Consider the following 25,734-nt stretch of genomic DNA (forward strand, 5'->3'; position numbering starts at 1 on the left):
CGGGACACCCCCAGGGCCGGCCTCGGGAATGTGCCTCAGGGGTTGCCCCCCAGCACCCCGGGTCTTCCCCTGACCCCCCTTCAGCGCCTGCCTGAAGGACTTCGCTTTCGCAGTAGCGAAGTCCTCAGTAGGGTGCCGCGGGACACGGTGCAGGAGAGTCGGGGGAGCAGTCGTGAGGACAGTCGTGGCACGGGGTACGGACGCTCGGGGACCTGTACGCATACGGGCCCTCCTCACCCTCCTCCCCACCCTCCTCGTCCCCCTCTTCCTCCTCCTCGCCTCCCTGTTCGCGTCCGCCACGACCACGTGGGCAGCGGAGCCGGAATCCGCGCAGGCGGCCCACCTCGCCGCCCGCCTCCGTACGAACCCCGTCCACGTCACCGACCAGCTACCCCGCGAGATCCCCCGCTCCACGGCGCCCGAGTTCGCCGAGCTGGCGAAGCGGACGGGTGTCCCGACGTACGTCCTCGTCCTTCCCCCACAGCGCGGCGACGACAGGGAACTGCTCGGCGCGGTGCACGACGAGCTCGGCCGGGACGGGCTGTACGTGCTGGTCGACGGCGTCGGGGTGACGGAGGCGGCCGCCTTCGGCGTACGCGCACCCGTCGAGGACGCCCTGACGGTCACCACGTACGAACTGCCGTATGACGCGGGCCCGTTGCGCAGCATGGAACGCTTCGCGGAGGTCGTCGCCCAGGGCTCCGCGAAGGCCGCCGCCCGGGCGGACGCGGCGCGTGAGAAGTACGCCGACGACGACCCCCCGGCCCAGTACATCGGCCCCACCGACCGCGACAACCAGTCCTTCCTCACCGGCATCCTGCTGGCCGCCGTACCGCTGTCGCTGCTGCTGGTGACGGCGTACGTACGGCGTTGGCGTGGGCGTCGACCGGGTGCGGCGCGGCCGGGTGCGGCGCGGCCGGCGTGGGGACGGCCGTGGCTCGCCCCCGCCCTCGCCCTCCTGGCCGCCGGCGGGATCGCCCTCACCGCGACCCTCCTCTTCGACCAGACCCGGTCGAGCGCCGCCCCCGCACCCACGGCCGCCGACCTGTCGGCCCGCGTGGACCGTGTGGCGGCGGGTCTGGCGAAGGACCCGGTGTACGAGGATCCGGAGAGCCGATCCGTGCTGGAAGCCGGCCAGTCGAACCGCCTGCGCGAGCGGATCCGGTCGTTCGCCCGCTCGGCGGGCGGTGGCCCGGTGTACGTCGCGCTCGTCCCGCAGCTGAGCGAGGACGAGTCCGCCGCCGATCCCGAGCTGTTCGCCGCCTCGGTGCACGAACGCCTCGGCAGGGCCGGCGTGTACGTCGTCGCCGATCCGCACGACGGCTTCATCACCGTCCTCAACCACGGCCTCCGGCTGGACAGCACCCGCCTGTACTTCGACCTGCCGGAGCCCATCGCGTACGGCGACGACGCGGCGGACGAGGCCGACGACCACCTGCTCGGCGAGCGGCTCGACCGGCTCATGACCTACCTGGACGACTCCCCGCGCACGGCCGAGCCGGAGCACCCCTCCGCCCCGGCCCCCGCCTCCGACCCCGTCTCGGAGACCACTCTCCGCCCGCTCTTCTCCGGCGACTTCTGGCCCGGTCTGCTGCTCGGCGCCTTCGCCGCGGTGGTCCTCCTCACCCTCGTCGCGGGCGCTCTCGGAATCGCCGGCGCGGTCATCCGGCGCCGCAACCCGGAGCCGCTGCCGACAGAACTGCTGCCGTACACGGCACCGACGGAGCCGTCGGCGGCGTATCTGCTGATGGTGGCGCGCAGTGAACTCCGGACGCTGGTGCGGGACATGGGGAGGGGCGAGGTGGACGATCCGGCCGCCCGGGCCCGGCTCCGCGACTGCGCCGACGCCGCGCTGCTGCTCGTCGACAGGGACCCCGGCCGACTCGACGACGCCGCCACGGCCCCCCAGGACCCGGCGATCCTCGTCGCCGTCACCCTCCTCGCCCGTGCGGGCCGCGCCGCGCTCGCAGGTGAGCTCAACGACCTGTGCTGCGGCGTGAACCCGCTCCACGGACCGGCCCGCACCCGCCGCCACGTACGGGTCGCGCCGGAGGGCCCGCACCGCCGGATGCTGCCGGTGTGCGCGGAGTGCCAGGACACGGCTGTCGTGGAACCACGGACCATCCCCACCCTGTTGCTGCGGCTGCCCGGTGGGGAGGGGGCGCCGTACTACGAGACCGAGGGACCGCTGTCCGCTGTCCCGCAGGACATTCCCCGGCTGATCGCGGCGGTGCGTGACTGGGCGGCGGCCACAGGCACCACGGGGACCACAGGCACCACAGGCACCCCGGGGACCACGGCCCTCGCGGATCCGCCCGCCCCCGCGTAGTGAACCGCTGCGAGAACGGCGAGAACTCGCCCGCCGGACCCGCTACTTGACCCGCGACATCCGCGCCACCGGATTCCCCTCCGCCGCGCTGTCCGAGCTGTAGGTGAGGTCGTCCCCCGTCGGGGTGAGCCGGATGGTGTGGGGCTTCGGGTTGCAGCCGGCGTGGTTGCTCTTCGCGCCGACCGACGTGGCGACGACCTCCTTCTCCGTCACCTGCTTCAGGGTCAGGATGTCGAGGCAGACCGCGCCGAGGATGTCCGTCTGGCGCAGCTCTCCCATCTTCTCGCCCACCTCGGCACGCTGGACCGTCACCCGGAAGGTTCCCATGGGCAGCTTGCCGTCGAGCCCGCTGCCCGGCCCCTCCCAGGTGCCGACGTAACGGGCGGGCACCGCAGTGGCCGGGGCGCCGTCGGCCGGGGTGGGCGTGGCAGCCGGGGGTGCCGAGGAGTAGGCACCACTGCCGGCGTCGTTCCCGGCGTCGCCGGAGGTCCCCGGCAGCAGGTCGAAGACGAACACCGACCCCACCGTCACCGCCGCCATCGCCCCCGCGACCGCCAGCGCGACCGTGCAGCTCAGCCGCCGCCCGCGACCGCCCTCCCCCGGCGTCGCGGCGGCCGCGACGGTCACGGAGAGCTTCCCGGGCCGCTCCCCGCCCGCACGAGGCGTGGGCACCGCGTCCACCGGAGTCGGCGCCCCCATCACCGGCGGCGGCCCGAACTCCCCGACGGTCACCGACGGCGGCCCGAACTCCCCCACGCCCACCGGCGCCTGCGCGTCCCCCGCCGTCACGGGCGCCTGCGCCTCCCCCACCGTCACCGGCGCCTGCGCATTCCCCGTCGTCACCGGCGCCTGCGTCTCCCCCACCGACGGACTGCTGAACCCCACCGGCCCGGAAACCGGCCCTGGCCCTGCCCCCGCAGCCGCCCCCGCAGCCTCAAGATTCAGCACCTCTACGGCAGTCCGCCCCACCTGCTCCACGACCGCCCCCGGCAGCCACCCACCCGCCACCAGCCGCGCCGCCCCCTGCGGAGCGAGCCGCCGGGCCACCTCCCCGGGAGCCGGCCGTGCCCCCGGCTCCTTCGCCAGGCACGCCTCGACCACCTCCCGCAGCTCACCCCCGAGCTCTCCGAGCACCGGCTCCTCGTGCACGACCTTGTAGAGCAGCGCGGCCGAGGAGTCCCCGGGGAACGGCGGCTCCCCGGTCGCCACGTACGCCAGTACCGCCCCCAGGGAGAACACGTCGGCCGCCCCCGTGACCCCCTTGCCGAGGATCTGCTCGGGCGCCATGTAGCCCGGTGAGCCGACGGACACCCCGGTCGACGTCAGCGACGCCGTACCGTCCGTCGCCCGCGCGATGCCGAAGTCGATGAGCAGGGGCCCGTCGACGGTCAGCAGGATGTTGGACGGTTTGACGTCCCGGTGCACGAGCCCCAGATCGTGGACGGTCGCGAGCGCTTCCCCGAGCCCCGCGCCCAGTACCCGTACCGTGTGCGCGGGCAGCGGGCCCCCGCCCGCCACCGCCGACGCCAGCGAGGGGCCGGCCGCGTATCCCGTGGCGACCCAGGGCACCGGCGCCTCCGGGTCGGCGTCCAGCACGGGCGCGGTCCAGGCGCCGCCGACTCTCCGCGCGGCCTCGACCTCGCGCCGGAAACGGGCGCGGAACTCCTCGTCGAGGGCGAGGTGCGGGTGCACGATCTTCACGGCGACCGTGCGGCCGCCGGCGCTGCGGCCCAGGTAGACACGGCCCATCCCGCCGGAGCCGAGCCGGCCGAGCAGCCGGTAGGGCCCCACGCCGGTGGGCTCGTCGGCTCCGAGCGGCTGCATGACGACCACCCCTCCCCCGTACGACTCGCCAGCAGACTACGGCTCCACGGAGCCAGGGCTGAAGAGAGCCACAGCTGAACAGAACCACGGCTGAACAGAACCACGGCTGAACAGAACCACGGCTGAACAGAACCACGGCTGAACAGAATCAGGGCCGACGCGAGCCAGGACCTGTCCCTAGGGCTGAAGCAGCTGCACCTTCACGTCCGCCGGGAAGCCCGTCGTCGGCCCGACGCGCCGGGCGAACTCGGTCACCGCCTCCAGCTGCGGTCCGCCGAAGCGGAAGTCGAGCGTGGTGAAGTACTGCTCCAGGACCCGCTCGTCGAAGGCCTCCCAGCGGGCCGCCTGCTCGGCGACCTTGCCGACCTCCTCCAGGGAGAGGTTGCGGGAGGCGAGGAAGGCCTCGTGGACCTGGCGGGTGATGACCGGCTCGCGTTCCAGGTACTCGCGGCGGGCCGCCCACACCGCGAAGACGAACGGCAGCCCGGTCCACTCCTTCCAGAGCTGGCCGAGATCGTGCACCTCGAGCCCGAATTTCGGCCCGTCCAGCAGGTTCGCCCGCAGGGCCGCATCGCCGATGAGAACGGCCGCCTCGGCCTCCTGCATCATCAGGCTGAGGTCGGGCGGGCAGGTGTAGTAGTCGGGCCGGACGCCGTAGCGGTCGGACAGCAGCAGCTGGGCCAGGCGCACGGAGGTGCGGGAGGTCGAGCCGAGGGCGACCCGGGCGCCGTCCAGCCGCTCCAGCGGGACCTGGGAGACGATCACGCAGGACATGACCGGGCCGTCGCAGCCGACGGCGATGTCGGGGAAGGCGACCAGGTCGTCGGCGTTCTTGAGGAACTCGACGAGGGTGACGGGACCGATGTCCAGGTCCCCTCGCACGAGCCGCTCGCTGAGCTTCTCCGGGGTGTCCTTGGTCAGCTCGAAGTCGAGGAGTGTGCCGGTTCTCGCGAGCCCCCAGTAGAGGGGCAGGCAGTTGAGGAACTGGATGTGGCCGACGCGCGGCCGGGTGCGAGAATTGTCCACATCGCGAGACTAGACCCCGTCGGGTACGCTGCGGACTCCGCCCCCCGGGTCAACTTCCCCCCGGACGTTCAAACATTCGGGTGACGTGATCTTGACCTCTATTGCTTTCGGCTGCCTGCGTGCTAGGCTCGCCGCAAGTTGCAGTTTGGTTTCCTTGCAGTACAGAGCCTGCGGAGCATGTAACCGCGGGCTCTCGTCGTTTTCAGACGTATGCAGTTGTGCGGCACTGTTTTCACACTTGCAGGTTCTGGAGCAGGGCAACCCTTTGGGCCCAAGGAGGGCTTATGGCTACCGGAACCGTTAAGTGGTTCAACGCCGAAAAGGGCTTTGGCTTCATCGCCCAGGAAGGCGGCGGCCCCGACGTCTTCGTCCACTACTCCGCGATCAACGCGAGCGGCTTCCGTTCGCTGGAGGAGAACCAGCAGGTCTCCTTCGACGTGACGCAGGGTCCGAAGGGCCCCCAGGCGGAGAACGTCACTCCCGTCTGAGCCTCACACCCGTGAGATCGCAAGTCTGAGAGCAGTACCCAAGGAGCCCCGCGCCGCACGGCAGCGGGGCTCCTGCCTTTCCCGCCGGGAAATCTCCGGGAAGCCCCGGTGAACCCTGGGAAAGCCACGGTGAATCCCGGGGAAGCACCGGTGAATCTTCGGGGAGTCCTGCGTGAACCGTCGAAATCCCGCCATGAATCCTCGGGAAACTCACACGTGCTGCATCACCAGCACGAAGGTCGTCCCCGGCACCAGCGCTTCGTACGAGTGCGGCACATCGCCCCGGTACGTCATGTAGTCCCCGGGGTCCAGCTCCACCGTCTCCCCGACCGGCCCCGCCTTCACCCGTCCCGTGCTCACGATCAGATGCTCGACCGTGCCCGGGATGTGCGGCTCCGACTCACGGGCGGCGCCGGGCTCGGCCCGCAGGTGGTAGATGTCGCGCCGGGCGCCCGGCGGGCTGGCGGACAGCAGGGTCGCCACGTACGGCGCCTGCTCGGAGGCGACAGTGGGCCCCTCTCCCGCCCGGATCACCCGGACGGCGGGCACGGGCGGCTCGACCAGCGCGGCGAACGGCACCCCGAGCGCCACGCCCAGCGCCCAGATCGTCTCCATGCTCGGATTCCCGCTCGCCGCCTCCAGCTGCGACAGCGTGGACTTCGCGATGCCGGCCCGTTTGGCCAGCTCGGACAGGGACAGCCCGGCCCGGGTCCGCTCGCGCCGCAGCGAGGCGGCGATCCAGTCGAGGGGCAGGCGGGAGGGCGGGGGCGCGGCATCGGACACGTCGTATGACTCCCTCGTTCGCTGTGGCGGTACGTTCGTTCGCCTTGACGAACACCGACCGCTTTGTTCATTGTAGAAAACATGCGTTCGCTGCCCCGAACACCCTGGACCCGCAACCGCCGTCTGATCCGCGACAGCTCCCTCGTCTGGCTGGCGAGCGGTGTCGTCGGGGTCTCGTTCGGCGCGATCTCCGTGGCCGGCGGGCTGCCGGTCTGGGTGCCGGTGGTGATGTCCCTGGTGGTGTACGCGGGCTCGGCGCAGTTCAGCGCGGTCGGCGTGCTGCTGGCCGGAGGCGGCCCGTTCGCCGCGGCGGCCACCGGGCTCCTCCTCAACACCCGTACGGCCGCCTTCAGCCTCGCCGTCGCCGACCTCCTCGGCCCCGGCCGCGCGGCCCGCCTCCTCGGCGCGCACCTCGTGACCGACGAGACGGTCGCCTTCGCCCTCGCCCAGCCGGACCCGGCGCGCCGCCGGGCCGCGTTCTGGATCTCCGGCCTCGGCCTGTTCGCGGTCTGGAACGCGGGCGTGCTGGCCGGAGCCCTCGCCGGCACCGCCCTGGGCGACACCGCCGCCTACGGCCTCGACGCCGCCTTCCCCGCCGTCCTGGTGGCCCTGGTCCTCCCCGCCCTCCGCAAGGACGCACCCCTACGACGAGCAGCGGCCCTCGGCGCCCTCCTGGCCCTGGCCGCGACCCCCGCCCTCCCCGCCGGAGTGCCGGTCCTGCTGGCACTCGCCGGACTGATTCCGTACGGCCGTAAGGAGGCCGCCGTATGAGCGCGTCGGTCGCCGTGATCCTGGTGCTGGCGGTCGGGACGTACGCCTTCCGGCTGGTCGGCCCGGCGCTGCACGGACGGGTCGAACTGCCCGCCCGGGTGCAGGAGCTGCTGTCGGCGGGGGCGGTGGTCCTGCTGGTCGCGCTGCTGGCGACGGGCGCGCTGACCGAGGGCGGGGGCTTCGCCGGATGGGCGCGGCCGGCCGGGGTGCTGGTGGGTGCCGTACTGGCCTGGCGACGGGCACCGTTCGCGGTGGTCGTGCTGGGGGCGGCGGTGGCCACGGCGATGCTGCGGGCGGCGGGCGTGGCATGAAAAGATGTTCGAATGGACAACGCTGAACAGGGCGACCCGTCTCCCGCCCCGAACACACCGGTGAACTGGATGGCGCTCGGCCTCTCGACCGGCACAGCCCTCGGCATCGCGCTCGGGATGACCGTCTTCGACAACCTCGGACTCGGCCTCGCCCTGGGCTTGGGACTGGGCACGGCCGTCGGGGCCGGCGTGGGCGCCGCACGCGCGCGCGGAGAGGGCGGCGAGGGTCGGGGCGAGGCGCGTCCCGAATAGGCTCCGGCCATGACCGACACCGACCACGCTGACTTCCTCACCGCCACCCGCACCTTCTACGACGCCGTCGCCGACGACTACGCCAAGCACTTCCGCGACGTGTTGGCGGCGATGCCGCTGGACCGGGCCTTCCTCACCGCGTACGCCGAACTCGTCGGCGAGGGCGGAAAGGTGGCCGACCTCGGCTGCGGCCCCGGCCGGGTGACCGGCTACCTCGCCTCCCTCGGCCTGTCCGTCTCCGGCCTCGACCTCTCCGAGTCGATGCTCGCGATCGCCCGGCGCGAGAACCCCGGGATCCCCTTCGAGCAGGGCTCCATGCTCGACCTGGTCGGCCACGCGGACGGCTCCCTCGACGGGGTCGTCTCCTATTACTCCTCCATCCACATCCCCGTGGACGAACTCCCCGCCCTGTTCACCGAGTTCCACCGGGTCCTGACCCCGGGCGGCCACCTGCTCCTCGCCTTCCAGGTCGGCGACGAGCCCCGGCACCACGACCGCCCCTGGGGCCATCCGGTGGCGCTGGACTTCCTACGACGGCGCCCCGAGCCGGTCGCCGACCTGCTGACGGCGGCCGGCTTCGACGTCCGCGTCCGGACGGTGCGCGAGCCGGACACGGACCGGGGCGAGCCGGTGCCGCAGGCGTACCTGATCGCCCGTAAGCCGACGACGGCGGCGGCGGACGGCTAGACGAGTGGTTTTCCGCCGACCCGGGACCAGCACGAGCCGGCGGCCCGGTTCACCGGACATCGACATCATCGCCACCGGAACGCGAAAGAGGCGACAAGGGCGACGAGACCGGCGTTCGTGGCCACTGCCCAGCCCACGCAGCGCAGCCGCAGTGTCCTGTAGCGCCGCTCGTATTCACCCCGCAGGGACACACAACGAGCCGCCACCCTCTCCAGGTCGCCGCGAGCGCGGTTGAGGCTGTCCGCCACGTAGTGCTGTTCGATCTCGTCGCGCTGTGCGGTGGTGGCCCATTCCATGGGTGCGACGAACTCACGCGCGCGTCTCTCCGCCTCCGTGATCCTGGCCTGCCACAGCAGATATCCCTCAACCTCGTTGCCGAGGTCGACGCCCGCGGCTTCTCGGTGCGACGGATCGCTCATCCCTGTCCCCTGTCATTCGCTACCGGACCCCGTAGGCCTCGGCCTCGGCCATCGCCACATCGGGGTGGTGCAGGTCGAACGCCGGGGATTCGCTGCGGATCCGCGGCAGCGTGACGAAGTTGTGCCGCGGCGGCGGGCAGGAGGTGGCCCACTCCAGGGAGCGGCCGTAGCCCCACGGGTCGTCGACGCCGACCGGCTTGCCGTACTTGGCCGTCTTCCACACGTTGTAGAAGAACGGCAGGATCGACAGACCGAGCACGAACGAGCTGATCGTCGAGATCGTGTTCAGGGCGGTGAAGCCGTCGACCGCGAGGTAGTCGGCGTACCGGCGCGGCATGCCCTCGGCGCCCAGCCAGTGCTGCACCAGGAACGTGCCGTGGAAGCCCACGAACAGCGTCCAGAAGGTGACCTTGCCCAGCCGCTCGTCGAGCATCTTGCCGGTCCACTTCGGCCACCAGAAGTGGAAGCCGGCGAACATCGCGAAGACGACGGTGCCGAAGACGACGTAGTGGAAGTGCGCCACCACGAAGTACGAGTCGGAGACGTGGAAGTCCATCGGCGGGGAGGCCAGGATGACGCCGGTCAGACCACCGAAGAGAAACGTCACGAGGAAGCCCGTGGCCCAGAGCATCGGGGTCTCGAAGGAGAGGCTGCCCTTCCACATCGTGCCGATCCAGTTGAAGAACTTCACGCCGGTCGGGACGGCGATGAGGAACGTCATGAAGGCGAAGAACGGCAGCAGCACACCGCCGGTGACGAACATGTGGTGGGCCCACACCGTCGCGGACAACCCCGCGATCGCGATGGTCGCGGCGACCAGGCCCATGTAGCCGAAGATCGGCTTGCGGGAGAAGACCGGGATGACTTCCGTGATGATTCCGAAGAACGGCAGGGCGATGATGTACACCTCTGGGTGCCCGAAGAACCAGAAGAGGTGCTGCCACAGCAGCGGGCCGCCGTTGGCCGCGTCGTAGACGTGCGCGCCGAACTTGCGGTCGGCCTCCAGGGCGAACAGCGCGGCCGCGAGGACCGGGAAGGCCAGCAGGACCAGGACGCTGGTCAGCAGCACGTTCCAGGTGAAGATCGGCATGCGGAACATGGTCATGCCCGGGGCGCGCATGCAGATGATCGTGGTGATGAAGTTGACCGCGCCGAGGATGGTGCCGAAGCCGGAGAAGGCCAGACCCATGACCCAGAGGTCACCACCGAGGCCGGGGGTACGGGTGGCGTCCGAGAGCGGGGTGTAGGCGAACCAGCCGAAGTCGGCCGCGCCGTTCGGGGTGAGGAATCCACTGACGGCGATGAGCGAGCCGAACAGGTACAGCCAGTAGGCGAACATGTTCAGCCGCGGGAAGGCCACGTCCGGGGCGCCGATCTGCAGCGGCATGATCCAGTTCGTGAAGCCGGCGAACAGCGGCGTCGCGAACATCAGCAGCATGATCGTGCCGTGCATCGTGAACGCCTGGTTGTACTGCTCGTTGGAAATCAGCTGCAGACCGGGCCTGCCGAGTTCGGCGCGAATGACGAGCGCCATCACGCCCCCGATGAGGAAGAACATGAACGACGTCGACAGGTACAGCGTGCCGATCGTCTTGTGGTCAGTGGTGGTCAGCCACTTGACGACGACTTCGCCGCGGCGCTGACGCCGGACCGGCAGCTCGTCCTGGTAGTGGGCCCCCGCTGCCACCGCACCCTGAGGTTCGTTCACGATGCTCAAAGCGTGCTTCTCTCCGTACCCCGCGACTCACCCGCGCGATCGCGTCCGTCAGCCGACATCCTTGCTCGCGCAGCATGCGATGAGGCCATGGGGAACGAGCGGCACGCCGCCGCTTGCGTGATTCCTGTACCCGGATGGAGCACTGGAGAGCCCCGGCGAGGTCAGCCTTGGGAGGCCAAGGGCTACGCGGCGACGAGGACGCGTTGGCAGTCGTCCCAGGCGGCCCCGCTCAACAGCGGGCGGAAACGGGTGAACAGGGCGAGGAGATCCGGGCCCCACCGCTCGCGGAACGCGGGGTCGTGGTCGGCGAGGTCGAGTTCGTTCGCGGCGGTGAGGTCGGCGAAGTCGCGGAGCATGGCCGGTGCCGGTATCTGCACGGAACCCGTGAAGCGGTCACGGAAAAGTGAGTTCGGCTCGGCCAGCACCGGATAGCTGGCCTCCCGGTCGCAGCTCGCGTAGAAGTACACGATCGCCTCGGCCTCCCGGCCGATGACGTCGACCAGTTCCGTACGGCGGTCCAGCGGAAGCAAAGCCGACGGGAAACCGTCGGTGCCGTAGAAGGCGTGGCAGAGCCCGGCGAGCTGCAGGCCGGGGCGGGCGCCCCAGTCGGCGAGCCGGGAGCGTACGCGGCGCAGGTGGGCGAGGAGGGTGCCGCCGGGGTGGGCGAGGTCGTCCGCGCCCACCTCCCTCAGCAGCGCCTCCGCTTGGGTGATCCGTACGTCGATCCGTACCTCGTCTTCCGGCATGCCCGAAGGCTACTCCCGCTGCCCCAGGCGCAGTTCGGCCCAGACCGTCTTGCCGACCTCCCGCTCAACGACGCCCCAGGTACGCGCGAGGATGGTGACGAGAAGCAGTCCCCGGCCACCCTCCGCGTCCGGGTCCGTCACGATCCGCAGCTTCCTGTCCGTGCGCGTGTCACTCACCTCGACACGGAGTGTGCCCTCCGGGAGCAGGAACAGCCGCAGCTCGAAGTCCCGGCCCGGCACCCGGCCGTGCGTGACGGCATTCGCCGCCAGCTCCGCCACGACGTGCTGGGCGGCGTCGCTCGCCTCGCTGTCGTGCGGGTACCCCCAGGCGTCGAGCTGCTGCGCGGTGAGCCGCCGGGCCAGGCGGGCACCACGGGGCGTGGAGCTGAGGCGCAGGGTCAGTTCACCGAGGGGGGTGGAGATCTGGGTGGAGATTTGCGAGTTCACCTGACTGAGCGTGCTCGGTTGTATTTACCCTGGCCAGGGGCGACTCGGCGACTCTGCGTAGCCGTACGTCTGCTGTGGGGTGCCCGTACGGGTCGTCGACCGTGACCACAAGGGCGTGAAGGCGGGCGGGTGTCATGCAGGACGAACGGGAGCGGAGGCCGGAGACGCCGGCGGAGGCTGACGGGACGACGGGGTTGTTCACGGCCTTGGGCAAGATGCTCAAACTCCTGCGGGAGCGAAAGGGGCTGACGCAGAAGGAGTTCGGGCAACTCGTCGGGTACGGGCCCGATGCGATCTCCTCCATGGAGCGAGGGGTGCGGATCATCCGGCCTGAGGTGTTGGAGCAGGCGGATGAGCTGCTGGACGCCGGGGGACTGTTCAAGCAGGCGATTCCTGAGGTTCGGGAGGCGATGGGCCGGGTTCGGACGCGGCACCCCGAGTGGTATCGGAGTTACGCGGCCTTGGAGGCGGAGTCGCGGGAACTGCACTTGTACGCCAACCAAGGTGTGCCGGGTCTGTTGCAGACCGAGGACTACGCGCGGGCCGTGTTCTCCCGTCGGCGGCCGCTCCTCGACGAGGAGACCATCGAGAAGCGGATCACCGACCGGCTGTCACGCCAGCAAGTCCTCGACAAGTGGCCCCCGCCCATGTGCAGCTTCGTGTTGGAGGAGGTCGTCCTGGATCGGCCGATCGGAGGCCGCGTCGTCCGCGAGGGCCAGTTGAAGCAGTTGCTGCGCATCGGCGACCTGAGGAACGTGGAGATCCAGGTGATGCCGACCGGCATTGAGGACCACCCCAACATGGGCGGCGCCTTCAACCTGCTGACCCCTCAGAGGCATCCGCAGGTTGCGTACACGGAGATCCAGGAGTTTCCCCGCCTGATCACGGACCCCGAGGAGGTCCGGAAGATCGTCGACCGCTATGGGATGATCCGGGCAATGGCCCTGTCGCCCAGGGAGTCCCGGGCATTAATCGACAAGAAGCTGGGGGAGTTGTGAGCAGCCAAGAACTCAACTGGTTCAAGTCCAGCTACAGCGACGGCGGAGGCGGCGAATGCCTGGAGACCGCCTACACCTGGCGCAAGTCGACCCACAGCGACGGCGAAGGCGGCGAATGCCTCGAACTCGCCGCCTGCCCCGACACCATCCACGTCCGTGACTCCAAAACCCCCACCGGACCCCGGTTGGACCTCTCCCCCGCCGCCTGGGCCGACTTCCTCGCGTATGCCGTGAAGTGACCGTCGGGGCCGACCGCTCAGACCGCGGTCCGCTCCACGGGGATCCACAGCTCCGCGTCCGCCTGTGCCGCGTCCTGGGACAGGCGGGTGCGCAGGATCTCCGGTCCCGGCCTGCTCTGGTACGGGTTGGACGGGAACCACTGGGTGAACACGTCCCGCCACAGGTACTGGAGCGCCTGCGGGAACGGCCCGGAGTTCTCGAAGACGGCCCATGTGCCCGCCGGGACGACGAGCGCGTCCAGGTCGTCCGGGGCGGCGGCTCCGGTCACCACGCCGTGGTAGTAGTCGAGTTCGGTTCCCTCGGCCCGGCTCGGGTCGAGATTGTCGCTCACCCCTACGATCCCAACCGGCTCCTGGTCGGACAGAGCGGCGATGCGCTGCATCGTCTCCTGGCCGATACCCCGGATGAACTGTGCGATCTGCGGGTTCATCCCCTCGTGGACGAGCGGGACCCGGACCTTCTTGCCGACCACACGGAACTGCTCCTTCTCCACGACCCGGTATCGCATGCTGCCACTCCCTTCGACGACGAGACGGAAGGACATCCGAGGCTGGGAGCGCAGTGAGGCACCTGTCCGCCGGGCCTCGCCCGGACCCACACCGTGCATGGCCCGGAACGCACGCGCGAACGCCTCCCCCGAGCCGTAGCCGTAGCGCACCGCGATCTCCAGCAGCGTCCGCTCCCCGGCGAGCACCTCGGCACCGGCGATGGTGAGCCGTCTGCGCCGGATGTACTCCGACAGCGAGATCCCCGCCAGCGCGGAGAACAGCCGACGGAAGTGGTACTCCGACGTCATCGCGATCCGCGCCAGCTCGGTCACCTCGATCCGCTGATCGAGATGCGACTCGATGTGGTCCAGGGCCTCGTTCAGCCGCTCCAGCACCTCGGTCTCCTTCCCTTACGCCCTTCACGTTAGGAAGACCGCACCCTGCCGGACCCGACATCCTGTGCCCGGTCCGATCACCTCCCCGGGGCCGGCCCCCACGGGTCCTCCGCCAGGACGGACGGAGCCGCCAGCGCCGCCTCGAACGCCGTACGGTCGAAGGTGAAGGGGCCGATCCGCAGCTCGCCCCACTGCTTGCGGTGCGGTTGGCGGAAGGACGACCAGGTGACCGTCGTCGGGGTCGTGGCGATGCTCGCCATGAGGGGCCAGCAGCCCCAGTGGCCGCACGGGCATCCCAGGAGCGGGGCGCTGTCGGCGGCGGTGAGGAAGTGGGCGGGGCGGTCGGCGAAGTCCGGTACGCCGAGGCCGTCGTGCTGGTTCCGTACGGTCTCGGCGAGCTCCGCCTCGTCGTCCTCGAACTGCCCCTCCAGCTCCGGCCGCCACAGCTCGCGCGTCGCCTCGGCCGCGTACGCGCGGAGGTCCCTGCCGTCGACGCGGATGCCCCAGAGGAGGGAGGAGGGATTCTCGGCCCAGGGATAGTGGAAGAACTCGATGCGGTTCACGGGCCGCATCCTCCCGGGAACGGACCCGCCCCGCGAACGCATTACTGCGGGTACAGCCCCTCCACCGCGTCCGCGAAGTCCCGCAGGATCGCCTCACGCCGCAGCTTCATGGACGGGGTGAGGTGGCCCTCCATCTCGCTGAAGTCGCGGGGCAGGATGGCGAAGCGGCGGATGGACTCCGGGCGGGAGACCAGCTTGTTGGCCTCGTCGATCGCTCGCTGGAGGACGGCGTTGAGCTCCTCGTCACCGATCAGCAGCTCCGGCGGTACCGGGTGCTTGCCGTTCATCTGGCGCCAGTGGGTGAGGCCGTCGGGGTCGAGGGTGATGAGGGCGGAGACGTAGGGGCGGCCGTCGCCGAGGACCATGCACTGGGAGATCAGGGGGTGCGAGCGCAGCCAGTTCTCCAGGGGGGCGGGGGCGACGCTCTTGCCGCCCGCCGTGATGATCATCTCCTTCTTGCGGCCGGTGATGGTCAGGTAGCCCTCGTCGTCCAGCTCGCCGATGTCGCCGGTGGCCAGCCAGCCGTCGGGGGCCGCCGGGACCACTCCCCCGGCCGCCGGGTCCCAGTAGCCGCGCAGGACGTGGTCACCGGCGACGAGGATCTCGCCGTCGGCCGCTATGCGGATCTTCGTCCCGGGGAGGGGCCAGCCCACCGTCCCCAGGCGCGGCTTCAGCGGTGGCGTCACCGTCGACGCGGCCGTCGTCTCCGTCAGGCCGTAGCCCTCGTAGATCTCGATGCCGGCGCCCAGGTAGAACGCGGCGAGACGGCGGCCCAGCGGGGAGCCGCCGCAGATCGCGTGGCGGACGCGGCCGCCCATGGCGTTGCGGATCCGGCGGTAGACCAGCGGGTCGTAGAAGGTGCGGGCGGCGCGGAGGGTGGCGCCGGGGCCGTGTCCGGTGCCGGTCTTCTGGGCTTCGACCGCCTCGCCGTAGCGGATGGCGGTGTTCGCCGCCCGGTCGAAGGTGCTGACCCGGCCGCCTGCCTCCGCCTTCGCGCGGGCCGAGTTGAAGATCTTCTCCAGCATGTACGGGATGGCCAGGAGACAGGTGGGTCTGAACGCGGCCAGGTCCGGCAGGAGTTCGTCGGCCTTGAGGCTCGGGGCGTGGCCGAGGCGGACGCGGGCGCGGACGCAGGCGATGGCGACCATCCGGCCGAAGACGTGGGACATGGGGAGGAAGAGGAGGACGGAGAGGTCCTCGGTGGTCGACTTGAAGACCGGGTAGAGGAGTTCGATCGCGTTGTCGACCTCGGCGAAGAAGTTGCCGTGGGTGAGGGCGCAGCCCTTGGGGCGGCCCGTGGTGCCGGAGGTGTAGATGAGGGTGGCCAGGGTGTCGGGGACCAACATGCCGCGGCGGACGTCGACTTCGGCGCCGGGGACCTGCTCGCCCAGCTCCGCCAGGCGCTCCACGTGTCCCTTCTCCATCACCCACATGTGCCGGAGGTCGGGCAGCCGGTCGCGCTCGGGGCCGATGGCCGCCGCCTGCCCGACGGTCTCGGTGACCAGGGCGACCGCTCCGGAGTCCTGGAGGATCCAGCGGGTCTGGAAGACGGAGGAGGTCGGGTAGACGGGGACGGTGACCAGGCCGGCCGCCCAGGCGGCGAAGTCGAGCAGCGTCCACTCGTACGTCGTGCGGGCCATGATGGCGATCCGGTCGCCCGGCATCAGGCCCTCGCCGATCAACCCCTTGGCCACGGCGTGCACTTGGGCGGCGAATCGTTCCGCCGTCACGTCCGTCCAGAGGCCGTCCTGCCCCTTGCGACTGAGCACCACCGCGTCCGGCGCCGCCTCCGCGTTGTCGAAGGGCAGGTCGGCGAGCGAACCGTACGTCACCGGGCGGGCGAACGCCGGTACGGACGCCTCCCGTACGGCACCGTCCAGCCGGCGCGTCTCGGGTTCCACGAGGGCGGGGGGAGCGTCGAAGTCTGCGGAGGTGGAGTACGAGGTGGACACGGGCGGCTCCCTGGGCGTGCAGCTGGAGAACTGCTTGCTGCATGAAGTACGTGCCTCGCGTGCCGAGGCGTTCACCGGGTTGGCCCCGAAGAAAGGGGTTACCGCCGGTTAGGTAGGGGATCGTACGGGGTTCGCGTGGGGGGGCTGTGTGGTTTCGGGGATGATCCGGGGCTGGGGGTGTGCAATCTCGGGGGCTAGGTGAGTGACTCTCAGGTTCGGTTCCGGAAGGCGCTCGGCCTTCTCTCCGGAAGGACGCTCGTCCCGGTCGCACCGCTGCGACGTCGGCTTACCAGCGGTAACCTTACTCCGAAGTAAGAAGCCCTGGGAGAGCTGGGAGATCTGGACATGGCCGACCGCTATCCGCGTCCCCCGGCCCTCGGCCCCCTCCTCGCCCGCGGCGCCCTCCTCTCCCCCTTCAAACGCCCGCACCCGGACGCCGACTACCCGCGGGCCCGCCTGGTCCTGCCCGGCCTGCGGGTCGACCTCGCCCGGCTGACCGCGTACGAACGTGTCTGCGGCTTCCCCACCGGCGAGGACACCCTGCCGGTCACCTATCCGCACGTCCTCGGCTTCCCCCTGGCCATGTCCCTGATGAGCGACCGGAACTTCCCGCTGCCCCTCCTCGGCCTCGTCCACACGTCGATCGAGATCACCCGCCACCGCCCCCTGCCGGCGACCGGCACCTACGAACTCAGCGTCCACATCGACCGGTTGGCCCCGCACCGACGCGGCACGGAGGCGTCCGTCGTCACGGAGGTACGGGACGGCGGAGAGCTGGTGTGGGAGTCGACGAGCACCTGTCTGGCACGGCACCGCACCCAGGAGACAGCCCCCGCCGAGCGCGAGACACTCCCCGCTGAGCCCGAGACACTCCCCGCCGAGCCGCCCGCCCCCGCTGCGGCCCCGGTCCCGGTCCCGGCCCCGTCTCCCCTGCCCGTCCTCGACGAGTGGCGGCTCGCCGCCGACGTGGGCCGCCGCTACGGCGCCGCCTCCGGCGACCGCAACCCCATCCACCTCCACCCCCTCACCGCCCGCCTCTTCGGCTTCCCCCGCGCCATAGCCCACGGCATGTGGACCGCCGCCCGCTGCCTCGCCGCCCACGGCACCCCGCAGGCGGTGCGCGTACGGGCCGACTTCCGGGCGCCGGTGCTGCTGCCGGGGGCGGTGGTGTTCGCGGCGGACGGGAGGCGGTTCGAGCTGCGGGGCCTCGGGGATGCGGGTCGGGTGCATGTGAGCGGGCGGGTGGACCAGCTCATGTGAGGCCGGTGCAGGTGAGGCCGGCTCGTGTGAGGCCGGTGCAGGTGAGGCCGGCTCGCGTGAGGCCGACGCGAGTGAGGCCGGCTCAGGTGAGGGGCTGGGGCTCCGGCGGTGCTGTCCAGGGCCGCCCGCCCATCAGGTTCCCCAGCCCGGCCCACGCGAAGTTCATCAGTGTCGCCGCCGCCTGCCGGGCCGAAACGCCCTCGGTGGTGTTGGCCCAGGCGGCGAGGGACTCGGCGGCGCCGACCAGGGCTTCGGCGAGGCCTGCCACCTCGTGTTCGGGGAGGTCTGGGGCGCGGTGCGCCTCGCGAGCGGCGACGGCGATCAGCTGGGTGACGAAGGCGACGATCTCCGCGCGCATCGCGGCGACCTCGGCGGCGAAGGGCTCGCCGTGGGTGCGAGCCTGGAGGTGCAGGACGGACCAGGCGTGCGGGTGCTGCCCAGTGTGGGCGAAGAACGCCTGCAGGCCGTCCCAGAGTTGGCGGTCGGCGGGCAGATCGGTGTGGACGCCCGCGCGCACCGCTTCGACGAGGGCCTTGGCCTCGCGGCGGATACAGGCGGTGAAAAGGTCTTCCTTGGAGTTCAGGTACAGGTAGACCAACGGCTTGGAGACGCCCGCCAGTTCGGCGATCTCGTCCATCGACGCGGCCATGTACCCCCGCCGCCCGAAGATCTCCACGGCTGCGTCCAGCATCTGCTGCTCACGGACGGCACGCGGCATCCGCTTGGTCTTCACGGCACCCATGGGGCAAGACTAGTTGGGGCCGACGGCGGTGGCTTTTCTACGACGTCTGCGCCTGACCCTGCGCGGAATCGGCGGCCTCGTCCTCCTGGCTGCGGTTCGCCTCCAGGTTGGCCTTGACCCGGTCGACCTTCTGCACCACCTGGATCGACGCGCGGTCGCGTTCCTTGCGCAGCGCCACGAAGCTGATCGGGGCGGAGATCACCAGCGCGAGCAGGATGATCCACATGCCGTTGGAGTCGCCGAGGCCGGCGGGGAAGACACCGAAGTAGACGAGCCCCCAGACGGCCACGAGGCAGCCTGCGAAGACACCGAGGCGCATCAACGTGTAGCGGAGCATCTCAATCCACTCTTCCGATTCCAAAAGGGGCCGTCGTCCAGTGAAGCACGCCGGACGACCGATCTTGCAGGGGGGTGGAGGCCGCCCCAAGGGCTGCGGATCACGTCAGGGGCAGCAGCATGTGCACGTCGTCCCGGTCGTCGCCCGATGCCACGCGTATCGCGCCGGGGATCCGGCCCACCTCCTGGTATCCGCAGGAGGTGTAGAAGCGCTCCAGGCCGAGGCCGCCCCGGCAGGAGAGGCGTATGGCCTCGATCTCGTCGAAGGTGCGGGCCGCGTCGGCGGCGGCGGTCAGCAGGTCGCGGCCGTAGCCCATGCCCTGGTGCTCGGGGTGCACCATCACGGTGTAGAGCCACAGCCAGTGGGTCATCAGCCGGTGCGTGTTGAGGGTGAGGAACGCGGTCGCGGCGACCTGTCCGGCCTCGTCGTGGCCGACGAGGAGGCGGGTGCGGCCCTCCGCCATCTGCACGAGGTGTCTGACCACCTCGGGCCGGACCTCCTCCCGCGTCACCGGCGCCACGAAGCCGACGGCGCCGCCCGCGTTGGTGACATCCGTCCACAGGTCGAGGATGCCGTCGCGCAGGGCGGGAGTGACGGCGGGGTCGAGAGTGAAGGTAAGCGGCACCTGAGCATCGTAGCCATTACGGGGACTAGGCCAGGACGCGTGCCGCCACCTTCAGGTCCGCGACCAGGCCCTGGTACGCGGCCTCACGGTCGTCGGACCGCAGGACCGAGGACGGGTGCACGGTCGGGACCAGCCGCTCCGGGCGTCCGTGGATCTCCCGCTCCAGGACCGTCCCGCGCACCTCGGTGACCCGGAACGACGACCCCAGCAGCGCCTTGCCCGCCGTCGCCCCCAGCACCACGATCAGCTCGGGCTCGACGAGCGCCAGCTCGGCGGCCAGCCACGGCCCGCACGCCGTCATCTCGCGCAGGGTCGGCGCCTTGTGGATCCGGCGCTTGCGCGGCTCGGCCTGGGTGAACTTGAAGTGCTTGACGGCGTTGGTGACGTACGTCTCGCCGGGGTCGATGCCGGCCTCCTCGAGCGCCCGGTCGAGCAGTTTCCCCGCGGGGCCGACGAAGGGCTTGCCCTGGCGGTCCTCCTGGTCCCCGGGCTGCTCGCCGACGAGCATCACCCGGGCGTCCGCCGCCCCCGCGCCGAACACGGTCTGCGTGGCGTCCCGGTGCAGCGGACAGCCCCGGCAGTCGGCGGCGGCCCGGCGCAGAGCGGTCAGCCCGCCGTGGTCCGGTACGAAGGGTTCGGCGGTGTAGGCGTCTTCGGGCGCGGCGGCCGTACGGGGACTCACCCCCGCCGAGTACCCCCGCGCCCGGCGGGCCTCACACCCGCATGGGCTGCGGGGACTCCCGGCGCGCCGGGTCCGGACCGTCGTACTCCCGGATGATCTCGTACCGCGTGTTGCGCTCGACCGGGCGGAAGCCGGCGTCCCGGATGAGGTCCAGCAGGTCCTCGCGGGTCAGCTTGTTCGGCGTGCCGTAGTTGTCGGCGTCGTGCGTGATCTTGTACTCGACGACCGAGCCGTCCATGTCGTCCGCGCCGTGCTGGAGCGCCAGCTGGGCGGTCTGGACGCCGTGCATGACCCAGAACACCTTGACGTGCGGGACGTTGTCGAAGAGCAGGCGGGAGACGGCGAAGGTCTTGAGTGCCTCGGCGCCGGTCGCCATCTGGGTGCGCGCCTGGAGGCGGTTGCGCACCTTCCCGTCCTTCATGTCCACGAAGTCGTGCTGGTAACGCAGCGGGATGAAGACCTGGAAGCCGTTCGTCTCGTCCTGCAGCTCGCGCAGGCGCAGGACGTGGTCGACGCGGTGCCGGGGCTCCTCGATATGGCCGTAGAGCATGGTGCAGGGGGTCTTGAGCCCCTTCTCGTGCGCCAGCCGGTGGATCCGCGACCAGTCCTCCCAGTGGGTGCGGTGGTCGACGATGTGCTGCCGGACCTCCCAGTCGAAGATCTCGGCGCCGCCGCCGGTGAGGGACTCCAGCCCCGCGTCGATCAGCTCGTCGAGGATCTCCGAGGCGGAGAGCCCGGAGATGGTCTCGAAGTGGTGGATCTCGGTGGCGGTGAAGGCCTTGAGGGAGACGTCCGGCAGCGCGGCCTTCAGCTCGCGGAGCGACCGCGGGTAGTACCGCCACGGAAGGTTCGGGTGCAGCCCGTTGACGATGTGCAGCTCGGTGAGGTTCTCCGACTCCATCGCCTTGGCGAGCTTGACGGCCTCCTCGATGCGCATCGTGTACGCGTCCTTCTCACCCGGCTTGCGCTGGAAGGAGCAGTACGCGCAGGAGGCCGTACAGACGTTGGTCATGTTGAGGTGCCGGTTGACGTTGAAGTGGACGACGTCGCCGTTCTTCCGCGTCCGCACCTCGTGGGCGAGCCCGCCGAGCCAGGCCAGGTCGTCCGACTCGTACAGCGCGATGCCGTCCTCGCGGGTCAGCCGCTCACCGGAGCGGACCTTCTCCTCCAGCTCGCGCTTGAGCCCGACGTCCATGCTGACACCTTTCTACGACAGGGTTTACAACCGTACTCCCCCACCCTTCGGGCGGGTGGTGGCCCCGAACGGCGCTGAAACGCGCCTAGACCTCTTCCGGGAGAGCCCCGACCCGGTTCTCCCACTTGGTGGAGAGCACGATGGTGGTACGGGTCCGGGAGACGCCCTTGGTCCCGCTGAGCCGCCGGATGATCTTCTCCAGGCCGTCGACGTCGTTCGCCCGGACCTTGAGCATGAAGGAGTCGTCGCCGGCGATGAACCAGCAGTCCTCGATCTCGCCGAAGTCCTTCAGCCGGGCGGCCACGTCCTCGTGGTCGGCCGCGTCGGAGAGGGAGATGCCGATGAGGGCGGTGACGCCGAGGCCGAGCGAGGCGGCGTTCACCGTGGCGCGGTAGCCGGTGATGACACCGGCCGCCTCCAGCCGGTTGATGCGGTCGGTGACGCTGGGTCCCGACAGGCCGACGAGGCGCCCCAGCTCCGCGTAGGAGGCCCGGCCGTTCTCCCTCAGGGCCTGGATGAGCTGCCTGTCCACCGCGTCCATGCGATCGAGCCTTCCGATGAAGAGGTCTGAGAGTCCGAGAGTTCCTGAAAGTGTTGCTGTACCGCTGCTTGGTGCTTGCTCGTCGCCGCTCAGGCGGGCCGTGCGCCGCCGCCGAGTTCGCCGTCCCACCGGCGGTAGAGCCCGTGCGCGACCCCCGCCGCGTCGAGGACCCGCCCGGCGACGAAGTCGACCAGGTCCTGGATGTGGGTGGCGCCCGCGTAGAAGGCCGGCGAGGCGGGCACGACGCTCGCGCCCGCGTCGTCCAGGGCGACCAGGTGCCGCAGGGTCTGCCCGTTCAACGGCGTCTCCCGTACGGCGACGACGAGCGGCCGACGCTCCTTGAGCGTCACGCTCGCCGCCCGCTGGAGGAGGTCCTTGGACAGCCCGAGCGCGACTCCGGCGACGCAGGCGGTGGAGGCGGGGACGATCAGCATCCCCTTCGCGGGATACGACCCCGAGGACGGCCCGGCCGCCAGGTCACCGGCGGCCCAGTACCGCACCCGGTCGCCGTCCAGGTCCACCGCGAAGGCGCCGGGCTTCCCGTCGGCCCCCCGAGCAAGCCATTCCCGCAGGTCGTCCCGCCAGTGCGCGTCCCGGAACGAGATCCCGGTCTCGTCGAGCAACGTGAGCCGCGAGGCCCGGCTGACCACCAGGTCGACGCTCTCGCCGACATCCAGGAGCGCACGCAGCACGGCGGCGGCGTATGGGGTGCCGGAAGCGCCGGACACCCCTACGATCCAAGGCGTACGGGGCGTCTCTCCTGGCTTGACTGGGTTCACGACACCGAGCCTATCCGGCTCGGCGGGGTGGGAACCGGCCGGGATGTCCGGGCGTTCCCCAAAGCAGACGAGTGACTGGTGGGGGATGCCATGTCAGGTGTACGGCTGGAGCGGTCGAGGACCGACCGGGCGATGGCCGCGGCCAAGCTGATGCTCGGCTGGGTGGCGTTGCTGTGGCTGCTGGAAGGGGTCGACGTGGCGACCGGCCACGCCCTGGACGGCTTGGGCATCACCCCGCGCACCCCCTCCGAGCTGGTCGACGTCGTCCCGGCCGCCTTCATCCACTTCGGCTTCGCCCATGTCGCGGCCAACACGGTTCCGCTGCTGGTCCTCGGCTTCCTCGCGGCCCTGGGCGGCATCCGGCGCTTCGCCGCGATCTGCGCGCTGATAGTCGTCGCCGACGGCCTGGGCGTCTGGCTGGTCTCCCCGTCAGCCACCAACACGGCCGGTGCCTCCGGCCTGATCTTCGGTCTGTTCGGCTACCTGCTGGTCACGGGCTTCGTCGAGCGCCGCCCGCTCGGTATGGCGGTCGGCCTGCTGGTCGGCGCGGTGTGGGGCGGCTCGATCCTGGCGGGCCTCGCCCCGACACAGACGAGCGTCAGCTGGCAGGGGCATCTGGTGGGACTGGTGGCCGGGGTGGTGGCGGCGTTCGTGTTCCGCCGCCGACCGGCCCCGGCTGCACCGCTCATACCGTGAGCGCACTCATACCGTGAGCACACTCATACGGTGAGCCCACGCACCAACAGATCCAGCAGCGCGCACACGAACAGAGCAATGCCGATGAAGCCGTTGACGCTGAAGAACGCCCTGTTCACGCGGGACAGGTCGTGCGGGCGCACGATCGTGTGCTCGTAGACGAAGGCGCCGGCGACGATGAGCAGGCCGAACCAGAAGAAGGCGCCGGCGTCGGTGGCCAGGGCGTACCAGACGAAGAGAGCCGTCGTGACCGTGTGGCAGACGCGGGCTGACCAGACCGCGGCCGGGATGCCGAAGCGGGCCGGGACCGACATGACGCCGATCTCGCGGTCGGTCTCGACGTCCTGGCAGGCGTAGATGAGGTCGAAGCCGCCGATCCAGATCCCGACGGCCAGGCCCAGGATCACCGCGTCCCAGGACCACTCGCCGGTGATGGCCAGCCAGCCGCCGACCGGCCCCATCGCCTGGGCCAGGCCCAGGATGGCCTGGGGAAAGTTCGTGAAGCGTTTGCCGTAGGGGTAGACGACCATCGGGATGACCGCGACCGGGGCCAGGGCCAGGCAGAGCGGGTTCAGCAGGGCCGCCGAGCCCAGGAAGATCACCAGGGCGATCAGGGCGCCGGTCCAGGCGTGCTTCACCGACATCGCGCCGGTGACGAGCTCGCGGTGCGCCGTGCGCGGGTTCCTCGCGTCGATCTCGCGGTCGATGATCCGGTTGACGGCCATCGCGAAGGTGCGCAGGCCCACCATGCAGATGGTGACCAGCAGGAGCCGACCCCAGTGGATGTTCCTGTCCAGCTGGAACATCGCCGTGAGGGAGGCGATGTAGGCGAAGGGGAGGGCGAAGACCGAGTGCTCGATCATCACCAGGCGCAGGAAGGCGCGTGCCCTGCCGGGCTGGGGCATCGCGGCGGCGGAGGCGCTCACAGCCCGTACTCCTTCCACCGGCGGTCGACCTTCGCCGCCGTCTCCGGGTCCGACAGCACCATGTCCGGCCAGCCGCCGTCACGGGTGTAGCCCTCCTCGGGCCACTTCTTCGTCGCGTCGATACCTGCCTTGCCGCCCCAGAACTGCTGGTAGGAGGCGTGGTCGAGGTGGTCGACGGGGCCTTCGACGATGCTGAGGTCGCGGGCGTAGTCGGTGTTGCCGAGGGCGCGCCAGGCGACCTCGTGGAGGTCGTGGACGTCGCAGTCGGAGTCGACGACCACGATCAGCTTGGTCAGGGACATCATGTGGGCGCCCCAGATCGCGTGCATCACCTTCTGCGCGTGCTTGGGGTACTTCTTGTCGATCGAGACGATCGCGCAGTTGTGGAAGCCGCCGGCCTCCGGCAGGTGGTAGTCCACGATGTCCGGGACGATGATCTTCAGCAGCGGGAGGAAGAAGCGTTCCGTCGCGCGGCCGAGAGGTCCGTCCTCCGTCGGGGGGCGGCCTACGACGATCGACTGCAGCAGGGGGCGACGGCGCATGGTGACGCAGTCGATGGTGAGGGCCGGGAAGGGCTCCTGCGGGGTGTAGAAGCCGGTGTGGTCACCGAACGGGCCCTCCGGGAGCATCTCCCCCGGCTCCAGCCAGCCCTCCAGGACGACCTCCGCCTGCGCCGGCACCTGGAGCGGGACCGTCTTGCAGTCGACCATCTCGATCCGCTTGCCCGCGAGGAAGCCCGCGAAAAGGTACTCGTCGATGTCGCCGGGCAGCGGCGCCGTGGAGGCGTACGTCACGGCGGGCGGGCAGCCGAAGGCGATGGCGACCGGCAGCCGCTCGCCCCTGCGCGCCGCCACCTGGTAGTGGTTCCGGCTGTCCTTGTGGATCTGCCAGTGCATACCGATGGTGCGCCTGTCGTGGCGCTGGAGGCGGTACAGGCCCAGGTTGCGGATCCCGCTCTCCGGGTCCTTGGTGTGGGTCAGGCCCAGGTTGAAGAAGGAGCCGCCGTCCTTCGGCCAGGTGAACAGGGCCGGCAGCTGCTCCAGGTCCACCTCGTCGCCGTGCAGGACGACCTCCTGCACGGGAGCGTCCTTCACCTTCTTCGGCGGCACGTGCGTCATCGCGCCGAGCTTGCCGAAGGCCTCCCGGACGCCGACGAAGCCGTGCGGCAGTTCGGGACGCAGCAGCCCGCCGATCTTCTCGGAGATCTCGCCGTACGACTTCAGGCCCAGCGCCTTCAGCAGGCGGCGGTCGGTGCCGAAGACGTTCATCGCGAGGGGCATCGCGGAGCCCTTCACGTTCTCGAAGAGCAGCGCGGGGCCGCCGGACTTCTGGACCCGGTCGACGATCTCCCCGACCTCCAGATACGGATCGACCTCTGCCTTGACGCGCTTGAGGTCGCCTTCGCGCTCCAGTGCCCTGAGCAGGGAACGAAGATCGTCGTAAGCCATGGGGACAAGTATCCCCGAGGGGCTACCCTGGCCCAGTACCTGGGGCCCGTGCTCGTGGCCCCGACGA

General features: G+C 70.6%; 29 protein-coding genes. 10 read left to right on the forward strand and 19 right to left on the reverse strand.

Annotated elements, in window-relative coordinates; genetic code table 11:
* Nucleotides 1-172: 172 nt before the first annotated feature.
* Nucleotides 173-2,329: a hypothetical protein gene (locus tag IE263_RS31455; protein ID WP_189941227.1), complete on the forward strand. Its 2,157-nt coding sequence runs from the start codon at nucleotides 173-175 to the stop codon at nucleotides 2,327-2,329.
* Between the two features lie 42 nt (nucleotides 2,330-2,371).
* On the opposite strand, the gene IE263_RS31460 is transcribed toward IE263_RS31455, so the two are convergent.
* Together IE263_RS31460 and IE263_RS31465 are read right to left on the reverse strand one after the other, a co-directional pair.
* The gene (locus IE263_RS31460) at nucleotides 2,372-4,153 is read right to left on the reverse strand and encodes a serine/threonine-protein kinase (protein ID WP_189941228.1); all 1,782 of its coding nucleotides are present in this window, start codon (nucleotides 4,151-4,153) and stop codon (nucleotides 2,372-2,374) included.
* A gap of 177 nt (nucleotides 4,154-4,330) precedes the next feature.
* Nucleotides 4,331-5,179, reverse strand: a complete 849-nt coding sequence (locus tag IE263_RS31465) for a menaquinone biosynthetic enzyme MqnA/MqnD family protein (protein ID WP_189941229.1) — start codon at nucleotides 5,177-5,179, stop codon at nucleotides 4,331-4,333.
* Nucleotides 5,180-5,463: 284 nt separating this feature from the next.
* Here IE263_RS31465 and IE263_RS31470 point away from each other — a divergent pair, with 284 nt between their 5' ends.
* Nucleotides 5,464-5,667 carry a cold-shock protein gene (locus IE263_RS31470; protein ID WP_003992177.1) on the forward strand — a complete coding sequence of 68 codons (204 nt, stop codon included), beginning with the start codon at nucleotides 5,464-5,466 and terminating at the stop codon, nucleotides 5,665-5,667.
* 210 nt (nucleotides 5,668-5,877) lie between these two features.
* Here IE263_RS31470 and IE263_RS31475 read toward each other — a convergent pair whose 3' ends face one another.
* The gene (locus IE263_RS31475; protein WP_189941230.1) at nucleotides 5,878-6,450 is read right to left on the reverse strand and encodes a helix-turn-helix domain-containing protein; all 573 of its coding nucleotides are present in this window, start codon (nucleotides 6,448-6,450) and stop codon (nucleotides 5,878-5,880) included.
* A gap of 81 nt (nucleotides 6,451-6,531) precedes the next feature.
* On the opposite strand from IE263_RS31475, the gene IE263_RS31480 reads away from it, so the two are divergent.
* From IE263_RS31480 to IE263_RS31495, 4 genes are read left to right on the forward strand one after another with little or no spacing between them, the layout of a single operon-like run.
* Nucleotides 6,532-7,221 carry an AzlC family ABC transporter permease gene (locus IE263_RS31480; protein ID WP_189941231.1) on the forward strand — a complete coding sequence of 230 codons (690 nt, stop codon included), beginning with the start codon at nucleotides 6,532-6,534 and terminating at the stop codon, nucleotides 7,219-7,221.
* Entirely contained in the window at nucleotides 7,218-7,532 is a 315-nt protein-coding gene (locus IE263_RS31485) for an AzlD domain-containing protein (protein WP_189941232.1), read from the forward strand. The genes IE263_RS31480 and IE263_RS31485 overlap by 4 nt, the downstream gene beginning before the upstream one ends.
* A gap of 12 nt (nucleotides 7,533-7,544) precedes the next feature.
* Nucleotides 7,545-7,784 (forward strand): hypothetical protein, encoded by a 240-nt coding sequence (locus IE263_RS31490; protein WP_229911274.1) that lies wholly within the window; start codon nucleotides 7,545-7,547, stop codon nucleotides 7,782-7,784.
* Between the two features lie 9 nt (nucleotides 7,785-7,793).
* On the forward strand, nucleotides 7,794-8,471 hold the full coding sequence (locus IE263_RS31495) for a class I SAM-dependent methyltransferase (protein WP_189941233.1): 678 nt from the start codon (nucleotides 7,794-7,796) through the stop codon (nucleotides 8,469-8,471).
* Nucleotides 8,472-8,536: 65 nt separating this feature from the next.
* Here the strand turns inward: IE263_RS31495 and IE263_RS31500 are convergent, their stop codons facing one another.
* From IE263_RS31500 to IE263_RS31515, 4 genes are all read right to left on the reverse strand, one after another.
* Nucleotides 8,537-8,890, reverse strand: a complete 354-nt coding sequence (locus IE263_RS31500) for a cytochrome C oxidase subunit I (RefSeq protein WP_189941234.1) — start codon at nucleotides 8,888-8,890, stop codon at nucleotides 8,537-8,539.
* A 19-nt stretch (nucleotides 8,891-8,909) separates the two neighbouring features.
* A complete protein-coding gene (gene ctaD, locus IE263_RS31505; RefSeq protein WP_189941235.1) occupies nucleotides 8,910-10,607 on the reverse strand; it encodes an aa3-type cytochrome oxidase subunit I in 1,698 nt (565 codons plus the stop codon).
* Nucleotides 10,608-10,789: 182 nt separating this feature from the next.
* Nucleotides 10,790-11,353 carry a DUF6817 domain-containing protein gene (locus tag IE263_RS31510; protein ID WP_189941236.1) on the reverse strand — a complete coding sequence of 188 codons (564 nt, stop codon included), beginning with the start codon at nucleotides 11,351-11,353 and terminating at the stop codon, nucleotides 10,790-10,792.
* A 9-nt stretch (nucleotides 11,354-11,362) separates the two neighbouring features.
* A complete protein-coding gene (locus IE263_RS31515) occupies nucleotides 11,363-11,800 on the reverse strand; it encodes an ATP-binding protein (protein WP_229911275.1) in 438 nt (145 codons plus the stop codon).
* Nucleotides 11,801-11,934: 134 nt separating this feature from the next.
* On the opposite strand from IE263_RS31515, the gene IE263_RS31520 reads away from it, so the two are divergent.
* A complete protein-coding gene (locus IE263_RS31520; protein ID WP_189941237.1) occupies nucleotides 11,935-12,798 on the forward strand; it encodes a helix-turn-helix domain-containing protein in 864 nt (287 codons plus the stop codon).
* A complete protein-coding gene (locus IE263_RS31525; protein ID WP_189941238.1) occupies nucleotides 12,795-13,037 on the forward strand; it encodes a DUF397 domain-containing protein in 243 nt (80 codons plus the stop codon). Before IE263_RS31520 ends, IE263_RS31525 begins: the two co-directional genes overlap by 4 nt.
* Nucleotides 13,038-13,054: 17 nt before the next feature.
* On the opposite strand, the gene IE263_RS31530 is transcribed toward IE263_RS31525, so the two are convergent.
* The 3 genes from IE263_RS31530 to IE263_RS31540 form a co-directional block, all read right to left on the reverse strand.
* Entirely contained in the window at nucleotides 13,055-13,921 is an 867-nt protein-coding gene (locus tag IE263_RS31530) for an AraC family transcriptional regulator (RefSeq protein ID WP_189941239.1), read from the reverse strand.
* Between the two features lie 77 nt (nucleotides 13,922-13,998).
* Complete coding sequence (locus IE263_RS31535; protein ID WP_373312137.1) at nucleotides 13,999-14,484, reverse strand: hypothetical protein; 486 nt, start codon at nucleotides 14,482-14,484, stop codon at nucleotides 13,999-14,001.
* A gap of 41 nt (nucleotides 14,485-14,525) precedes the next feature.
* Nucleotides 14,526-16,436 carry an AMP-dependent synthetase/ligase gene (locus IE263_RS31540; RefSeq protein WP_189941241.1) on the reverse strand — a complete coding sequence of 637 codons (1,911 nt, stop codon included), beginning with the start codon at nucleotides 16,434-16,436 and terminating at the stop codon, nucleotides 14,526-14,528.
* Nucleotides 16,437-16,781: 345 nt separating this feature from the next.
* Between IE263_RS31540 and IE263_RS31545 the strand changes: the two genes are divergently transcribed.
* A complete protein-coding gene (locus IE263_RS31545; protein ID WP_189941242.1) occupies nucleotides 16,782-17,696 on the forward strand; it encodes a MaoC family dehydratase in 915 nt (304 codons plus the stop codon).
* 82 nt (nucleotides 17,697-17,778) lie between these two features.
* Here the strand turns inward: IE263_RS31545 and IE263_RS31550 are convergent, their stop codons facing one another.
* The 7 genes from IE263_RS31550 to IE263_RS31580 all read right to left on the reverse strand — a co-directional run bounded on the left by IE263_RS31550 (nucleotide 17,779) and on the right by IE263_RS31580 (nucleotide 22,597).
* The gene (locus IE263_RS31550) at nucleotides 17,779-18,438 is read right to left on the reverse strand and encodes a TetR/AcrR family transcriptional regulator (protein WP_189941243.1); all 660 of its coding nucleotides are present in this window, start codon (nucleotides 18,436-18,438) and stop codon (nucleotides 17,779-17,781) included.
* A 37-nt stretch (nucleotides 18,439-18,475) separates the two neighbouring features.
* Nucleotides 18,476-18,775 (reverse strand): DUF4229 domain-containing protein, encoded by a 300-nt coding sequence (locus IE263_RS31555; protein WP_189941244.1) that lies wholly within the window; start codon nucleotides 18,773-18,775, stop codon nucleotides 18,476-18,478.
* A 100-nt stretch (nucleotides 18,776-18,875) separates the two neighbouring features.
* Nucleotides 18,876-19,400 (reverse strand): GNAT family N-acetyltransferase, encoded by a 525-nt coding sequence (locus tag IE263_RS31560; RefSeq protein WP_189941245.1) that lies wholly within the window; start codon nucleotides 19,398-19,400, stop codon nucleotides 18,876-18,878.
* Between the two features lie 25 nt (nucleotides 19,401-19,425).
* Nucleotides 19,426-20,082, reverse strand: a complete 657-nt coding sequence (locus IE263_RS31565) for a UdgX family uracil-DNA binding protein (RefSeq protein ID WP_189941246.1) — start codon at nucleotides 20,080-20,082, stop codon at nucleotides 19,426-19,428.
* 31 nt (nucleotides 20,083-20,113) lie between these two features.
* The gene (mqnE, locus tag IE263_RS31570) at nucleotides 20,114-21,277 is read right to left on the reverse strand and encodes an aminofutalosine synthase MqnE (RefSeq protein WP_189941247.1); all 1,164 of its coding nucleotides are present in this window, start codon (nucleotides 21,275-21,277) and stop codon (nucleotides 20,114-20,116) included.
* A gap of 85 nt (nucleotides 21,278-21,362) precedes the next feature.
* On the reverse strand, nucleotides 21,363-21,818 hold the full coding sequence (locus IE263_RS31575; RefSeq protein ID WP_189941248.1) for an Lrp/AsnC family transcriptional regulator: 456 nt from the start codon (nucleotides 21,816-21,818) through the stop codon (nucleotides 21,363-21,365).
* Between the two features lie 89 nt (nucleotides 21,819-21,907).
* The gene (locus tag IE263_RS31580; protein ID WP_189941249.1) at nucleotides 21,908-22,597 is read right to left on the reverse strand and encodes a UbiX family flavin prenyltransferase; all 690 of its coding nucleotides are present in this window, start codon (nucleotides 22,595-22,597) and stop codon (nucleotides 21,908-21,910) included.
* Nucleotides 22,598-22,687: 90 nt separating this feature from the next.
* On the opposite strand from IE263_RS31580, the gene IE263_RS31585 reads away from it, so the two are divergent.
* Nucleotides 22,688-23,293 carry a rhomboid family intramembrane serine protease gene (locus IE263_RS31585; RefSeq protein ID WP_189941250.1) on the forward strand — a complete coding sequence of 202 codons (606 nt, stop codon included), beginning with the start codon at nucleotides 22,688-22,690 and terminating at the stop codon, nucleotides 23,291-23,293.
* 23 nt (nucleotides 23,294-23,316) lie between these two features.
* On the opposite strand, the gene mqnP is transcribed toward IE263_RS31585, so the two are convergent.
* Nucleotides 23,317-24,219 carry a menaquinone biosynthesis prenyltransferase MqnP gene (mqnP, locus tag IE263_RS31590; protein WP_189941251.1) on the reverse strand — a complete coding sequence of 301 codons (903 nt, stop codon included), beginning with the start codon at nucleotides 24,217-24,219 and terminating at the stop codon, nucleotides 23,317-23,319.
* A complete protein-coding gene (locus IE263_RS31595) occupies nucleotides 24,216-25,667 on the reverse strand; it encodes a menaquinone biosynthesis decarboxylase (protein WP_189941252.1) in 1,452 nt (483 codons plus the stop codon). The genes mqnP and IE263_RS31595 overlap by 4 nt, the downstream gene beginning before the upstream one ends.
* Nucleotides 25,668-25,734 lie beyond the last annotated feature (67 nt).

It is taken from the genome of Streptomyces aurantiogriseus, assembly GCF_014649375.1.
Lineage (GTDB): Bacteria > Actinomycetota > Actinomycetes > Streptomycetales > Streptomycetaceae > Streptomyces > Streptomyces aurantiogriseus.

Coding starts and splice junctions, on each gene's coding strand:
- IE263_RS31460 (WP_189941228.1), bottom strand. CDS start 4,153: ATGCAGCCGCTCGGAGCCGACGAGCCCACCGGCGTGGGGCCCTACCGG.
- IE263_RS31470 (WP_003992177.1), top strand. CDS start 5,464: ATGGCTACCGGAACCGTTAAGTGGTTCAACGCCGAAAAGGGCTTTGGC.
- IE263_RS31480 (WP_189941231.1), top strand. CDS start 6,532: ATGCGTTCGCTGCCCCGAACACCCTGGACCCGCAACCGCCGTCTGATC.
- IE263_RS31485 (WP_189941232.1), top strand. CDS start 7,218: ATGAGCGCGTCGGTCGCCGTGATCCTGGTGCTGGCGGTCGGGACGTAC.
- IE263_RS31490 (WP_229911274.1), top strand. CDS start 7,545: ATGGACAACGCTGAACAGGGCGACCCGTCTCCCGCCCCGAACACACCG.
- IE263_RS31495 (WP_189941233.1), top strand. CDS start 7,794: ATGACCGACACCGACCACGCTGACTTCCTCACCGCCACCCGCACCTTC.
- IE263_RS31500 (WP_189941234.1), bottom strand. CDS start 8,890: ATGAGCGATCCGTCGCACCGAGAAGCCGCGGGCGTCGACCTCGGCAAC.
- IE263_RS31510 (WP_189941236.1), bottom strand. CDS start 11,353: ATGCCGGAAGACGAGGTACGGATCGACGTACGGATCACCCAAGCGGAG.
- IE263_RS31520 (WP_189941237.1), top strand. CDS start 11,935: ATGCAGGACGAACGGGAGCGGAGGCCGGAGACGCCGGCGGAGGCTGAC.
- IE263_RS31545 (WP_189941242.1), top strand. CDS start 16,782: ATGGCCGACCGCTATCCGCGTCCCCCGGCCCTCGGCCCCCTCCTCGCC.
- IE263_RS31550 (WP_189941243.1), bottom strand. CDS start 18,438: ATGGGTGCCGTGAAGACCAAGCGGATGCCGCGTGCCGTCCGTGAGCAG.
- IE263_RS31555 (WP_189941244.1), bottom strand. CDS start 18,775: ATGCTCCGCTACACGTTGATGCGCCTCGGTGTCTTCGCAGGCTGCCTC.
- mqnE (WP_189941247.1), bottom strand. CDS start 21,277: ATGGACGTCGGGCTCAAGCGCGAGCTGGAGGAGAAGGTCCGCTCCGGT.
- IE263_RS31575 (WP_189941248.1), bottom strand. CDS start 21,818: ATGGACGCGGTGGACAGGCAGCTCATCCAGGCCCTGAGGGAGAACGGC.
- IE263_RS31585 (WP_189941250.1), top strand. CDS start 22,688: ATGTCAGGTGTACGGCTGGAGCGGTCGAGGACCGACCGGGCGATGGCC.
- IE263_RS31595 (WP_189941252.1), bottom strand. CDS start 25,667: ATGGCTTACGACGATCTTCGTTCCCTGCTCAGGGCACTGGAGCGCGAA.